The following is a 15,984-nucleotide window of genomic DNA, read 5'->3' as shown; positions in this document are numbered from 1 at the left end:
CTTTTTGATATCAATAACCTTAACTTTCTTAAATCTCTACAATTAATCCATCATAAGCACATTGAACCCCTATTTGGCGTAACGCACTACTCAGTTCTTCATGAGGAGGACAATGCTGATGAGAAAAGTGAGTTGCATATACTATCGTATTTTCATTAATTGCTTGAATAGCTTTCATTTTCCCCAGCATGAATTGCATATCACGAATGTTCAAATGAACAGAGCTTGATTTAGTAGATATGGATCGCGTACATTCCATGACCACAAGATCCAAGTTTACATTTTCTAAATGTGGCCATACTTCTTCCTCATAAATGGCTGTATCTGAAGCGATAAGTATTTTTCTCTCTCCATCATCAATTATATAATTGACGGCATCTCCAACTGTTTGTAAATGCTGTGCTTTGATTGATTTGACCGTGTATTTATCCAGTTCCACCCTATCAAATGGATGGATTGGATGTCTTGTCAGTTCCATGCCTTCATCTGTAGAACCATAAGCATTAAGTAAAGTCATAACCGACGAAGGTGCAATCAATGTTAGATGCGGTAATTCTGTTTGTGCTCGCATACCTTTAGTACGCATACCAAGATTCTGAGCAAAAAAATGATCCAGATGACTGTGTGTAATTAACGTATATTTCATATTTAATAAATCAACGTCATGCATTGCACAAGCCGAAAACAGGTCTGGACCCATATCAACTAGGAGATCATCATTAATTATATGAGAAGTTCTCTTTCTCATATTTTTACCGTGAAATTTCCTAGCCTGCATACATGTGGAACAATTACAATAAGGGGTTGGTATCCCTTGGGCAGCACCAGTACCCAAAAAGGTAATCTTCATGCTAAGTTTTCCTCCCTCTATTCTCCTGAACTAGCTAGACATTCTTAGTGCATCGTGTGGGGTTTCTTATTTGCTAATCTATATTTTGACCGATTCATTATATTTATTAGATTGATATGCCGCTAAAGCAACCTCCAGAGCTTTCAAACCGTCGTATCCAGTGATAGAAGGCTTTCTGTTTTGTTTAACACATTCTACAAAATCTTTGATCAAGCCGTAGTTCATATCATTTCCGAAGGCTATATGCTTTAATGGCTTATCTCCATCTTCATACATTCGATAATGTTCCTTTAGCGCATCCACACGAACAATATTACTAGTACCTACTACCTCAATCGTAATATCTCCCCAGATTGGATAAGTGGAGCATTTTGACCAGCTTGCATCATGTGTTGCCACCACACCATCTTCCAATTCAAGTGTAAGAATTCCAGCGTCATCAATATCTATATTATGAAAATAAGAATCTACTATTCCATACACTTCGCAAACTTCCTTTCCAGTAAACCAGCGAATGATATCCACCATATGTACTGTATGATCCAATACTGCGCCGCCACCTGAAAGGACCTCATCTATAAACCACCCACCTGGATTTTTGCCTCTATTTGTAGTTCGAATGGCAATAATTTCTCCAAGTGTTCCATCATCCATCATTCCCTTTAATTGTTGGATGGGATAGTTGAAGCGAACTGGAAACGCAACTTGTAATATAACATCGTTTTTCTCACAAGCCTCAATCATTTCAGTAGCGTCTTCCACAGTAGTAGCAATGGGTTTCTCAACTAATATATGTTTTTTTGCATTAGCCGCATGAACCACCATGTCCTTGTGGTAAACATTTTCACTGCAAATAATCACCGCGTCCATTTGCGCTTTTAAAAAATCATGTTGACTATCATAATAATCTACGTTAAATGTTTCGGCTGCTTTCAGCCCACGCTCTCGATTGTCGTCAAAAATTGCAACTAACTGAGTATCTGAGAGTTGATTTACTTTATTTGCATAGCTATTTGCATGGCTATGAGCAAAACTCATCATTCCAATTCTCATTTTTTATCACCAGCTTTTATAAGTTTACAATACTTATCAAGCGTTTCCAGTAATTCCACATCAACAAAGTACGATCTGTCTAAAATAGTCTTTGTATTTAGCCCTAAAGAAAGCGCCTCTATATTTGAACCATTTGACATAAATGGATTCATTTCATCACTATCAAATTCCAATATTCTTCCCACTCCGCTCCATTCTAATTCAATTTGATCTTTATTGGTGACCGTATATTCTACATGTGCCATTGTTCCACCACCGAAGTTCAATGTAATAATAACGTGGTAAGGGTGTTTTTGTTTTGATCGCTTGGTGAAAACATGTTCAGTGTCACCAAAAAAAGAACAAATGACAGCCATATCTTCAATAAGCAATGATTCATTGATATCTTTTTTTGTTTTTCTTCGATAACGCAGTACTCCTTTGGGCTTAACTTGCTGCCCGATTAAATTCCTAACCTTATCAAAAAAGGGATAACATTCTAATTCAAAATAAACATGAACATTATTTCTTTCCCCTGCCATTGCTAATAGTGAAGAAGAAATATAGATGTCCTTTCCTTCCTCGCCAACTTCATCCAAACTGTCCGCTACCAATGTTTTTTCGGCATCAGCCAACCTTATTCTATTGGGGTCAGCAATAATAACTTTTTCCATCTTCTTTTCCTCCTGGTTAAACCCTATCAGATTGATCATTTAAATCGGCTTTATAAATAAACTTCTTTACCGTTCTTGGCTGATTGATACACAGCATTCAATATTTTCATTATTTGAACACCATCATCAACAGAAGCAATATTTTCCTTTCCATCCAAACAGCATGTTACAAAGTGATCTATCTCTTCTTTAAATGCCTTTTTAAAATGGAGGGACCTATTATCAATCTGAGGTGATACATTTAGTATGGTATTATGTTTTTCTGACGTAATCAGCAATTCTGGTTCTACCTCCGCTCCTGCTTTTTCACCATATATTTTCACGTTGACTTCATTTTCTTTTGCATGTAACGTAAAACTTACATCTACCATAATAGAGGCCCCATTCTCAAAACGAATAATGGCATTCGCCAAGTCCTCAACGTCATTTAGTTCAGGATTATAGTCTGCCGCTTTATAAAAGGAGAGATTTTCAATGTTACTTCGATTTCCCAAACGATGATAGGTGTTTCCACTTACAGATACCGGTTTGGGTTTTCCCATTAAGTACCAACATATATCAATAACATGTACACCTAGATCGATTAACGGCCCACCTCCTGATTTTTTCTTGTCACTAAACCACCCACCTGGATTACCTAAGCGCCTTAAATAAGACGCTTTTGCATAGTAAATATCCCCTAGATCACCATTATCAATAAATTCTTTCAGTATTTTTGTGCTTTCACTATGGCGTCTGACGAATCCAACTTGTAGGACTTTACCAGTCTTATGAACCGCCTCTTTAACAGCTAAGGCTTCCTCTACTGTCATACTTAGGGGTTTTTCCACCAAAACATGTTTACCTGCTTCCAAGGCAGCAATAGCAATTTCAGCGTGGCTATTATTCCAAGTACAAATACTAACAGCATCCAAATTTTTATTTTTTAAAAGATCATGGTACTCACCATAAAGCTGTTCTATATTGTATAACTCTCCTTTTTCCTGCAAGCGTTCTATATTGTGATCACAAAAAGCATGTAAATGAACATTCTTATGATGTAAATACTGCTCAATATGATGGCGGGAGATAGACCCTACACCTATTACACCTACATTTAACATTGTCATCCTCCTTGGATGTTATATTTTAGTTATTTGTTAGTTCATCTCTTATCTGTAATGCTAACTCTGGATAGTCTGTCATAAGAGCGGTGACATTATAGTTTATAAACCTTCTCATTTGATCCTTTTTATTAATCACATAGACTCTTACTGGTATATTTCTTAGCTGCATTTCAGTAATCATCTCCTGATCGCATTTTAACCAGTGAGGATGGATACTGGTAGCGCCAACCGAAGTAATATAATTCCATGGTTGATATTGTTTATCCAAGGTTAATACCCCACATTTTATATCTGGATACGATTTACCTATTTCATGAAGCGAAATATGGTTAAAAGAAGAAATGATAACTCGATCTGTTAAATGATATTTCCTCACCATTTCAACCACTTTATCTTCGAGACCATGATAATCTAATACTACATTTTTCAATTCAATATTTAATATTTGTTTTTCCTTTTCCAAAAAGATTAGTACTTCTTCCAAAGTTGGAATACGCTCTCCAGTAAATTCCTCAGCGAACCACGATCCAGCATCCAATTGTTTTATTTCTTGCAGGGTAAAATCTTTTACATATCCCTTACCATTTGTTGTTCTATTGACAGTGTTATCATGAATAACTACCAGTTCATTGTCTTTCGTAAGATGAACATCTATTTCAATACCATCTGTACTCATTTTTACTGCTTCCCGAAATGCGGAAAACGTATTTTCAGGATGAGTTCCTGAACTGCCTCTATGAGCAAATATTTGTACCATCTCATTTCCTCCTGTTGATACTGTTCTTCTTTTGTTATTCATTAACTTACTAAAAAATAATGATTCTAAACAGTCTCTACTTCAACCTTCTCGTATTTCGAAAAGGTCTTGAATCCTCCCCATGTCAGAAAATAAGCAGTAATGCTACCTCCAAAAAAGAACAACAGTGCCGGAATAGTCATAAAGACAACATAATAAGAAACACTCAACGTTAAGACGATAAAGACTGTTAATATGGGATGAATGATCCCTATCACTAAAGGCCATTTTAAGTAGTTGACCATACTGAGATTAAAATGAGAAAATATTGGAAAAAGGAACAGTAGCATAATTACATATAAAAAGACTAAAGCTAGCACGCCGAAGCTTGCCAGAACATACATAGTTTGACCACTTGACCATAGTATCTGAAATTCAATATATAATATATAGCCAATTGCCAGCACCAAGTAACCTAAGATATTAGCTTTTATAAAGTCTTTTCTTACATATTTCCAAAACGTTTGAAATACTCGTATATCCTCTTCCAACATCCATTTTCGTATGACAGCGAACAATGCTGCTGTCGCTGGAAAAAAGCCTAATATCCCCAAACCAGCTACCGAAAAAAGAACCCAAAGCATATTAAAATACGCAAGTTGTGTAACCCAATTTGCAAGTCGATAATAACCATTTACAAATCCCTTCATTTATAGTCCCCCATTTGATATCTCTATCCTATTCTTTTACAGAACCAATTAAGACCCCTTTTACGAAGTACCGCTGTAAGAAAGGATAAACGATTAATAACGGTAAAGACGAAATAATAATTACCGCATATTTAACAAGACTCGCATTCTTCACCTGTTCTACTAAAGATTCCATTACACCGGCACTACCTTCCTCTAGCCCCATTTGATTGACAACAAGAATTTCACGGATAATCAACTGTAAAGGATATAGCTCCCTCTCACTTAAATAGATAAGGGCAGTAAAGTATTGATTCCATAGACTGACCCCGTGGAATAAAGCCATAACAGCTATAATGGGCAGGGATAACGGTAATACTACTTTTCTGAATATATAAAAATCGGATGCACCATCTATTTTAGAGGCCTCAACTAATTCATCCGGTATGCTGTGCTGAAAAAATGTACGCGCCACCAAAATGGACCATGCACCTACTACGTTTGGAATTACAATAGCCCATATCGTGTCTAATATCCCTAATGACTTTACTACCAAATAAGTAGGAATTAACCCACCATTGAATAACATCGTAAATAATATAAACCATAAGATTATTTTCTTACCCATTAGCTCCTTTCTTGATAATGCATATGCACATGGCAATAAAATAACTAAATGAATAAGTGTTCCTAGTAAGGTATACATAATCGTATTACGGTACCCTGTCCAGATATCCTGATTTTCGAATACTCGCTTAAATCCTTCAAAAGTGATATCTACTGGCCAAAGCCACATTCTCCCTGATGTTACTGCAGCAGGATCACTAATCGATGCGCTTAATACAAATATAAGCGGGTAAATGACAACAATGACGATGAGAGAAACTAAAAAATTATTTATTCTATCAAATGATTTATCAGAAAGTCCTCTTTTTTCCATATCTAATCAACTCCTTACCATAGACTGTTTTCGCTTGTCTTCCGTGCAATTTGATTAATCATGACTAATAAGAAGATATTAATAGCCGAATCAAATAGACCAATCGCTGCTGCGAAACTATATTGCCCTTCTAATAAACCTGTTTCATAGACAAACGTTTGAATAATATCAGATGTTTCTGAGTTTAAGGAGTTTTTCATAAGTAATACTTTTTCGAAACCTATTGACATAAATTTCCCTATGTTCAAAATAAACAGTATAACCACTGTTGGTAATATGGACGGAATATTAATGTGTAATATTCGTTGCATCCTTGTTGCTCCATCCACTTTAGCTGCCTCATGTAGTTCGGGATTTACTCCTGCTAATGCCGCTAAGTATATAATCGTTCCCCAGCCCAATGATTGCCATTCTCCTGACCAAACGTATACATGCCTAAACCAATCCGGGCTTGTCATAAATGAAATTGGTTCACCGCCCAAAGCTACAATGGCATGATTGATTAATCCTGTAGATGGTTCTAAGAACGCAACAATCATCCCAACAACCACCACTACTGAAATAAAATGTGGTGCGTAGGTAAGTGTTTGTGCCCACTTTTTAAACACACCGTTTCTAATTTCATTTAACATAAGAGCAAATATGATTGGTAATGGGAACAATACCAATTGGTACAGGTTGATAAGCAATGTATTCTTTAATAGTCTCCAAAAATAATAAGAATTAAAAAATCGTTCAAAGTGATCAAATCCTACCCATGGACTTCCTAGTATCCCTTGATTAGCTATAAAATTCTTAAAAGCAATCTGCACCCCATACATTGGTATATAATGAAGTACAAAAAAATAGATAATCGCAGGTAAAAGGAAAACGTATAACTGCCAATTAGAAATTAAATTCTTCTTAAATGAATGAAGTTTTTTATTATCCGTGTTCCTTACATTAATAGTTCCTTCCTTTGACGCCATAAAACAACCTCCAATCTCACTACAATAATCGTCTAAATCATTTAGCTGAATTTAAATTTTGCATAAGAGAGGTTGAAACATTGAAATTTTCCTTTTGCTTCCGATTTTGTCTCAACCTCTCTTACTTATAATCAATTAAAAGATGGTGAATTCTAGTTTTCTAAATATCTCTCATATGCAGCCTGCTGTATTTCCATATACTCATCTAACCCCATATTTTCTAGTGTTTCTACATAATTGTCCCAGTTATCAAAAGATTCTTCACCCGCAATAAATTTATCCTGCATTTCTACTACATATTTCTCAATGTCGGCTTTTAATGCTGATAACCGTTGATTTTCTTCCACGGTATATGGGAAGTCTGGCCAAATTTCATCAATTATGTCAGGCTCGATTAATTCTGTCGCCTCAATGGATTCAGGAGAATTTTCTGCCCCTTTAAAGTAATCTGACTGAACTAATCCTGGGTATCCGCCACCTAACCAAGTAATATATGGTCTTAATGCTTGCTCAAAGGTTAGACCATCAGGGTTGTTTGTGATTTCTTCCACATATTCCTTATCTCCTTCTTCTGTCACTTCATACGTTTCTCCCTCAACTCCCATAAAGAGCATAGTAGCACCTTCATCACCATAAAAATAATCAATCCAACGAGCTGTGGCTGCTGGGTTTTCATTTTTATCCGTCATTACAAATGCTGCTTTATGCACTACTGGAGCAGTAACATACACCCAATCCTTATAGCCATCAGGTCCTTCTATTTGTGGCATTCCAGTAAAATTATCCGTGCCGAAGCGTGTTTCAGGGCTTGTTGTGACAGTACTACCGTATAGTCCTTGTGAACCCTGTTCATGATATTCGTTTGTTTCTAATGTAAAGATATTTTCGTTTAATAAACCTTCCGTGTATAGTTTATTTATATACTGAAGCATTTCTTTATAACCATCAGCTGTACGGTAAAAACGAAGTTCCTCTGTTTCTGGATCAAGGTCAATATATCCATGTTTTCTTCCTTTATTACCGATGTTATATGCACCCTTAAACCAGCCGATAAGACCATCTACTGAAGTATTGCCATAAGGGATTTCATCTGCTTGACCATTCCCATTCGGATCATCTTCTTTTACTGCTTTCAGATATTCATAAAATTCATCTGTCGTTTCAGGCATATCCATATCTAACGCTTCAAGCCAATCTTCTCTAATCCAAGGCTTAATATTACTTGTCATAGATAAGAAGTCAGGTGAATAAACAGTTGGAAGTGAGTAAATTTTTCCATCCGCATTTGTTAAAGCCTTTTCTATTTCAGGATATTCTTCAAAAAGCGCTTTCACATTTGGCATGTACTCATCAATTAAATCATTTAATTCAAGAAATACCCCTTGATCTCCATACTTCATGATGTCAACATCAGAGAACTTTGCTGTATAGAAAGCTTCTGGATAATCTCCACCTGCCAGCCCAAGATTACTTTTCTCTCCAAATCCTTCAGTTGGAACTAATCCCCAATCAATCGTTACATTTGTCATTTCTTCATATTCATCCCATATAAGAACTTCATTATAATCATTCTCTGTGGTGGGCGGTTTGCGAGTCATAAAATCAATAGTGATTGGTTCATCTACAATTGGAAATCCTTCCTTGTTTACATTTTCAAGATTTTCTTCTAAATCTGCTGCCGTATCTTCACTGTCGTTACTACAGGCGGCTAATAATAACATTGGTAAAATCATCAACAAAATCAAATAATATCGTCCCATCTTGATTTAAACCCTCCTTGTAATTTTTAAACACGATCTCTGAAAGCGCTGTTAAATTGAGTTAATCCCTCCTCTCGTTATCTGACTTATCTTTGAATATAGCAGGCAAGCCGTATTTTTTTAAATATGTAGATTGTGATTCTGATATGTAAAGTATGATAGTGGGTATTTGACATAGCTTACAATTTCATAACCGACTAGTTGTAGCTAATGATTTGCATAGCCTCTCTCGCTGTAATTATTTAAGTTAATATGCTGAATGATTCATATTTGTTAAAAGTTCGTAAAAAAAACCAGGCAATTTCTGCCTGGTTTTTAAATTGAAATAACACCTTAAGTAAGTTTTGGTTTAGTGAAGAAAAGATTCTTACGTTAGAATTTTTGTTTTCGTTTTTTCTACAACTTTTGAATACCATCATAACCCCAAAATTACGCATCTGCATTTTAGAAGATAACCAACCATTTATTTCATACAAATGATCTTTATATGAGACTACAAAGCATTTTTAAATTTATAGTCTTTTCTGTATTGCCCTGGTGTCACCCCTTCTACTTTTTTGAATTTCCTGGTGAAATTAGCTACATCAACGTAACCAATATCCAATACAATCTCTTTGATTGCCTGGTTGGTTGCAACTAACTGGCGTTTGCATTCTTCATTTCGCAGTTCCCATAAGTATTGAGTAAACGTTGTACCCGTATGTTCTTTTATAAAACGACTTAAGTGTGAAGTAGAAATCTGAAAATGTTCTGCTGTGTACTCAAGACTCAAATCATGTTTTTTATAGTTCTCATTAATAAAGTTTAGAATATGATCACGTAAATAATTATTATGACTTTCTTTTCTTAAATCAACTACTTCACAAATATAAACAATCATAAAATTGATTTTTTTCTCCAGATCTTCTAATGAATTAAACTCAACGAGTGCTTTTACATCATCCGTTTTATGCGATAATCCTAAATTCACCATATTTTTGAGAATAATATTAATCAAGTCAAAACAAATCGCTCGAAGCATATAAATAGAAATATCTTGTTCTTTAAAATTTTTCATAATGACTGCTAATGTTTCTTTGGCTACAGCTTTATTCCCTTGTTTTAAACTATGACTAAATTTAGCTTGATCATCTAAGGAATACCAATTATGGTCTTCCTTAGATTCGGATATTTTCCCAAAGTAAACAATATTTCGATTATTCAAAGGAATGTATTCTAGAGCTGCATTAGCCTCAATAAATGATCGATTGATCCCATTTGTCCCTTCATATATTTTCCCTACTCCTACTGATGGGAATGTATGACAATAGTCTTCTAGTTGTTTCCCCAATTCCTTAACGAAATTTTGCTGTCGTTTTTCCAAATCAGTATACTTACCTTTAATACTTGTAATTAAAGCAACTCCATTCTCATGGACCAACTCCACACCATAACCTATACAGTATTGATCTGACATCTTCATGAGGAGATCTAATAATCGTTCTCTTTCTTCGATGGTCTCATTCTCGACTATTTTGTCATGAAATGAAATCATCACTATGAAGTAGTAATCTCCTTTAAATGAAATATCTAGATCTGTTAATAATCGTTTCATCTCTTCATGATTACCAGTATTCTCTTTTAATAGAAGTGTTAACAACTGATCTCTTAAAAACGGCTGTTGCACCTGTATTTTTTTATGCATTTCTCTACTATTTTGATACATTGTTTCGATTGATTCCCGAATTTTATCCAGCTCATCCTTGTTCTTCGTTTTAATTGAATGTTCAATTTTTCTCGTGTTAAGCGATTGAGCTATATTTTTAATTGGTCGATATTGTCGCAGGGCCATGAATATCGCAGCAAACATGCCTATTAAAGCAATTAAGATTAAAGTAAGAATAATAGACGTTTTCAGTGAAGTCATTCGCTCGTAAAATTGGTCTGTTGGCATAGCGCTCACAAAAGTCCAACCACTTGAGTCTGAGTGAACTGTCACTAAAGAATAATTTTCATTATCTAGCTTTTTATCCACAACTCCTTTCTCTTCTAAATTAAACCGATTTAGGTACTTTGGATCTAACTTTTCCCCATTATTATGAGATGTTAACAAATCCTTTTTATCATTGAATATATACATGTTACCCTTAAATTCTCCTAGTGCATTTTGTATTAATTTTTTAAATGCGATTTCCTTTATGAAAAAGGCTACCGTACCATAACTAGCCGTACTGTTAACCGGAACAGGATACAAATAAGAAATAACTTGTTGCTGATCTTCTTTATCTGTCTCTATATCTATGGACTGTACTACCGGACTTGAAATCGCTTCCATTTGTGTTCTTAATTTAATTTCTTCAGCGTCCGTAAGTCTATAGGTATTCTCAATAAAAGTAGTCATACCGCTTGTCCCTCTAGGGGAATATATTTGTTCCTCATCATGATAATATAAATATAATTCATCAACAATGGCACTACTTACCTTATAAGAAATTAGTTTTTCAATCGCCTCCTTACTATTATAAGGTTGATTCAGCATATATGGTGTCAAATGGTGATCTAATGATATCCTTGTGGCAATATCTCTTAACTCCTCCATTCGAGAATCAGTTATATCAATTACTTGTTCAATTTTATCTATATTGGAACTGATAATCTCATGACGGAGATTTTGAACAGAAACTTGATAGAAAATTATACTTATTGTAATGTACGGTATTAAAAATATAATGAAATAGGATAATAAATATTTATAAAGCAATAGTGACTTTTCTTTATTCAAATACTTCAATTCAATCCCCCTTTTCTTCTAGATTATCATTCTACATATTGACTAAAAAATAAAAGATGGTGCTAATATTTATATTACTTCATCTCGACTTTCATGAATAAAACATAAGATAATTGCTTATCAAACCTGCATTCACCATTATATTACACTTCATAAACAATAAATCTTATTCATCAGTACATTATAGAAATAACTTAAAAAATGGATGTTTTCTATAGTAGTTAGGTTTGATCAAATGGTGAAGCTGAATTCTTGTGTCCATAAATAGGGCTGAATTTATTGTTTAGTATTCTCTTCATACATCTGGATAACATTGCATAGAAAAAGGACTCTACTCACTATGTTACTCACTCCAATCAAGATTGTTCATCTACCTCACTTGTGATTAGCTGTTACGGAAGATTTCACAAACAAAAGGAAAGCGTTTTCAAGTAATGAAGACAATTTTCCTAATGATAGCTGAATACTGTTGTTAAATAAAATACAAAAAGACTTTTCTCCACTTTTGACGGAATAAGCCTAAAGGAATTAGTTACCCTCAAATACTATCTATGAAAAATAAAGTACGTGTATCCCATCGAAGTTCTTTTGATTATTCTAAAATGATTGGCTCGATTCAACTGGTGAGTATTTTCTGATCGATTGCGTTTTATGAAGTTCCCACCTTTTTTATAAATTACCCAAGTTTGGCGACAAAATTTACCAGTTACAGCCATATCAAGGGTTGTAGTATCTCGAAAAATTATTTTAGGTACTACAACCAGCTTTCTACTTTTTTAATAACCCCTTTTTTATATTTTTCTTGTATAATTTCATCACATTGTAATACCTGCAGCCATTCCATTTGTTGATCGGAAACTTTTTGTAGCTTAAGCATTTTCTTTGTTGTTGCGATTTCAATTTGATGGACTCTGCATGCTTCCAATTCTTCAAGAACATCTTTGGGAGATGTCTTATGGTTGGCTTTGCGCAGTAATTGTTCCATGTCATTCATCAGAAAATTCGCCAGCATACATATCGTCACATGCGCTTTTACTCGTCCAGTGCGTGTCACGTGCATGGGGCGCAATTGTAGATGGGACTTTATTTCATGAAAGGCCTCTTCCACTTTGTTTTTTCGACGATACAACTCCATTGCTTCCCGATCACCTAAGTCTTCTATCTTCATATTTGTGATGAAGCAAGATAAACCATCCATACGTGCTGCATCTTTGATTGCTTCATTCAACCAATCCAGATGAATATGAAAACTTTTCACCGTACGTTTTTTTCCTTTTGGCGTGTCCACAGTAAGCGAAAGAGGCTCTATCGTTATTTTTGCCTTTTTCTTGAATCCTTTACGAGAAAGAAGTTGAGAAATCTTCTTTTCAATGGTTTCTACTCGCCTGGACTTCTTTGCGTTTAACAATTCATCATTCATTTCCTGAATGACTTTTTCGATATGTGCCATATGACGTTTGCGCTGCTTTGTTTGTTCGATAAATCTCCCAACATCAAATGTGATGATGTAACGTTTTCCATTTTGCATAACAGGGCGATAAAATAAAAATTGATTTTCATCCCAAGGAACAAATTCTCTCATGGCAACGACCTGTTCCCAGTCTTCCATGGTGGCAGCCTCTGGCATAACGGTGTCAAGTAACGTATTGCGAATTTCGTCTTTATCCATTGCCGAGACATAGGCAAGGTTTTCTTGTTTAATCGCATGTAAATTATTTGCGGAAACCATGCCACGGTCAAAAACAAGGGTACACTTACTAATGCCAAATCGTTGACGTACATCTTTAATCAAATCCTCTACCGTTGTAATATCCTGCGTGTTGCCTTCCAAAACACGCCAATAAAAGGGGTATCCTTCAGGTGTGACCATGAGTGCAATGACAATTTGTTCACGATCTGGTCGATGATCACGTGAATATCCATAGTTGGAAATAATACAGCGACTCCCTTCCAAATAGGAAGATGTGATGTCGTAAAAAAAAGCTTCTGAACCAATCCGATTTCGGCGCTTTAATTGTTCCAATAAAAACACCTGTAAATCATCTTCCTGTCTGGCTAAGCGGTCAAGTTCTCGATAAACATCGTACTCATCATATTTTTGTAAGGCAGGAATGATGGCAGGAAGGACGGTCTTTTTTGTCCAGGCAGATAACTTGATTTCACTGCATGGATCAAGGCAACGATTAGTAACCAAAGCTTGTACCCATCGATCATCAGAGAAGAACTGATCCAAATTCCATTGTTTCCATAAATGGTATAAGGTCATGACATTCAAATAATCAATGTTTTTCGTTACCGCAATATCCTTTTCTTTCGCAACAACGATAGATGGATTACTTTTAACTTGTATGGCGAGCTTCAATTGTTCTGCCTGTTCATCGGTTAACCTGCCAACGTTAAATAGGATACGGTGTTTCACCTTATTGTCTTCCCTAAAAGACTCCACGATTTTATAATGATTATATTTTTTACCGTTAATAGTAGTAGTTGATTTTTTTAAGAACAACGTAGTCATCCTTTCGTTATTACGGGACTACTTATATTATACTATAAAATCGTTATATAATCAATATTAATAAAGTATATTAAATGAATTAACAACTTATTTTAAGGGACTACACTTTAGGTTGGCATTCTCTTGGAAACTTGATACATCAACGTTTGGAAAAAAATGTCGCCAAACTTGGGAAATTACTTTAACATAAAAAATTGACTTGCTTCCAAGATTGAAATACCGATAGCAATCTATTGTTCTTGTTAGGGACAGAAAACGCAATTCTATAAGAACATATTATCTTATAGAATTGCTATTATCAATCTTTAATTAATAGTTTTAGACCTTTAGTTTCTGATTTATGTTATTGATTTGATTCGATACTGCATAGTATCTTTTGATTATATTTTGTCTATCAAATCCAACCATTGTTCTTCATATTTATCAATGCTAAATCGTTCAGTTACTTCTAGAGCATTATTTGAGAATTCTTCTCGCAATTGGTTATTCGTCATTAGCGTAATTATTTTTTCTGCCAATTCTTTTTTGTTACCCTTGGGAACTAAATAACCATCCACTTCATTTCTAACGATATCTTTCGGTCCATACTTGATATCATAAGAAATAACTGGTGTTCCTGCTGCTAAACTTTCTGTTAATACTAAGCCAAAACCCTCAAAGTCTGAAGTTAAAATAGAACATGCTGCAGATCTATAAGTTTTAATAGGATCGCTTGTAAAACCTATTAGTTTCACATTATTGGTTAAGTTCAGCTTTTGAATCAAGGTCTCTAAATCTTCTTGTAAGTCTCCAAAACCGTAAATGTGGTATTGGGCATCTGGTAATTCCTCAACTACATAACTAAATGCTTCAATTGCTTCATCAAGCCTTTTTTGCTTTTTATATCTAGCTAACGTGACTACTAAATATGGATTTCTTTTTACGTCTTTTTCTAATTGACTTTTCTCAATATGTGGAACTGCATGAGGAATTACTGTTGATGCTTTTAATGGTCCATATTGTCGCTCAACATCTTCTTTCTGTTCTTCTGTTAAAAACACTATACGATCAAATTCATTGATATTATCAAAAAATGGATTCCATAATTTATTAATCTCTGCAGTATTATCAAAAGGACTCTTGAAATGATTATTATGTAATACTGCAACTTTTTTTATATTATCAGATTTCAAGCCTGCAACTAGCGAATCTGTATTTCTTGAATCAGATATGACAACAGGCGAAGACACACCAGAAAGTATTTCTTTAATCCATAAATTATATAGTCCCTCTAATTGAGCATATTCTCCTTGATTTTTTTTATCGAAAGAAATAACTCTTTTCGCATTGCCTTTGCCATCTACCCAAATTGTAATTGCACACTCTCCATCGGAATTAAAATATCTATCTAGTCGTGGAAGATTATTGTTTTGATCCATGTGACGAGAACGTATCATTTCCCCTTTTTTATTGTATTCGTCCCTTTGATAACGATGCCTAGCTTCATTCATATAATCAACAAACATTAAATTCCCTGATTTATCATATTGTTTGTACTTCACATAAAAACCATCTTTGTAATACCTATACCCATTAATATCTGGATTTCCGCCTTTAAAGACATAGAAACCTTTTTCATTTATTACATCTTCCTTTTTTCTTTTCCCCCCTCCTTCTCCAAGGATGTCATTAAAAAAATTCAATACCTTTATCTTCTTATCTAAATTTCCTCGTTCATATAATTTATTCACAACTCCTACGAATTCAGGCTGAAATGATAGTGTAAGAATAATTACATCAATGTTATATTTAACTAAAGTATTAGCTCTTTTTAACACTGCATTACTTAATCCACCTCGTACTACACCTAAAGAATTAAATACAAACACAACCGTTTTTTTCTTCATTTATGAGTTCACTCCTTCAACAAGCTATATTCTGATTTACTTTTCTATTTCCTTATTG

At 34.6% G+C, this 15,984-nt stretch carries 12 protein-coding genes; all 12 read right to left on the bottom strand.

Features of this window, described 5'->3' with window-relative positions; all coding sequences use genetic code 11:
• Positions 1 to 28 precede the first annotated feature (28 nt).
• Positions 29 to 850: an MBL fold metallo-hydrolase gene (locus BN6556_RS10210; protein ID WP_066190636.1), complete on the bottom strand. Its 822-nt coding sequence runs from the start codon at positions 848 to 850 to the stop codon at positions 29 to 31.
• A 78-nt stretch (positions 851 to 928) separates the two neighbouring features.
• Positions 929 to 1,903, bottom strand: a complete 975-nt coding sequence (locus tag BN6556_RS10205) for a Gfo/Idh/MocA family protein (protein ID WP_066190634.1) — start codon at positions 1,901 to 1,903, stop codon at positions 929 to 931.
• Positions 1,900 to 2,556, bottom strand: a complete 657-nt coding sequence (locus BN6556_RS10200) for a hypothetical protein (protein ID WP_066190628.1) — start codon at positions 2,554 to 2,556, stop codon at positions 1,900 to 1,902. The genes BN6556_RS10205 and BN6556_RS10200 overlap by 4 nt, the downstream gene beginning before the upstream one ends.
• Positions 2,557 to 2,606: 50 nt before the next feature.
• On the bottom strand, positions 2,607 to 3,665 hold the full coding sequence (locus BN6556_RS10195; RefSeq protein ID WP_066190626.1) for a Gfo/Idh/MocA family protein: 1,059 nt from the start codon (positions 3,663 to 3,665) through the stop codon (positions 2,607 to 2,609).
• A gap of 19 nt (positions 3,666 to 3,684) precedes the next feature.
• Positions 3,685 to 4,419, bottom strand: a complete 735-nt coding sequence (locus tag BN6556_RS10190; RefSeq protein WP_066190624.1) for a glycerophosphodiester phosphodiesterase — start codon at positions 4,417 to 4,419, stop codon at positions 3,685 to 3,687.
• A gap of 65 nt (positions 4,420 to 4,484) precedes the next feature.
• On the bottom strand, positions 4,485 to 5,108 hold the full coding sequence (locus BN6556_RS10185; protein ID WP_066190621.1) for a YesL family protein: 624 nt from the start codon (positions 5,106 to 5,108) through the stop codon (positions 4,485 to 4,487).
• A gap of 28 nt (positions 5,109 to 5,136) precedes the next feature.
• Positions 5,137 to 6,027, bottom strand: a complete 891-nt coding sequence (locus tag BN6556_RS10180) for a carbohydrate ABC transporter permease (protein ID WP_066190617.1) — start codon at positions 6,025 to 6,027, stop codon at positions 5,137 to 5,139.
• Positions 6,028 to 6,041: 14 nt separating this feature from the next.
• A complete protein-coding gene (locus BN6556_RS10175) occupies positions 6,042 to 6,995 on the bottom strand; it encodes an ABC transporter permease (RefSeq protein ID WP_066190615.1) in 954 nt (317 codons plus the stop codon).
• Positions 6,996 to 7,147: 152 nt separating this feature from the next.
• The gene (locus BN6556_RS10170; protein ID WP_066190610.1) at positions 7,148 to 8,755 is read right to left on the bottom strand and encodes a type 2 periplasmic-binding domain-containing protein; all 1,608 of its coding nucleotides are present in this window, start codon (positions 8,753 to 8,755) and stop codon (positions 7,148 to 7,150) included.
• Positions 8,756 to 9,248: 493 nt separating this feature from the next.
• Positions 9,249 to 11,525 carry a helix-turn-helix domain-containing protein gene (locus BN6556_RS10165; protein WP_066190607.1) on the bottom strand — a complete coding sequence of 759 codons (2,277 nt, stop codon included), beginning with the start codon at positions 11,523 to 11,525 and terminating at the stop codon, positions 9,249 to 9,251.
• Between the two features lie 754 nt (positions 11,526 to 12,279).
• Entirely contained in the window at positions 12,280 to 14,031 is a 1,752-nt protein-coding gene (locus tag BN6556_RS10160; protein WP_066190602.1) for an IS1634 family transposase, read from the bottom strand.
• 389 nt (positions 14,032 to 14,420) lie between these two features.
• Complete coding sequence (locus BN6556_RS10155) at positions 14,421 to 15,926, bottom strand: glycosyltransferase (RefSeq protein WP_066190599.1); 1,506 nt, start codon at positions 15,924 to 15,926, stop codon at positions 14,421 to 14,423.
• Positions 15,927 to 15,984 lie beyond the last annotated feature (58 nt).

This window comes from Gracilibacillus timonensis (genome assembly GCF_900086715.1).
Taxonomy (GTDB): Bacteria; Bacillota; Bacilli; order Bacillales; family Amphibacillaceae; genus Gracilibacillus; species Gracilibacillus timonensis.
This window is presented reverse-complemented; position numbering and strand designations above follow the sequence as displayed.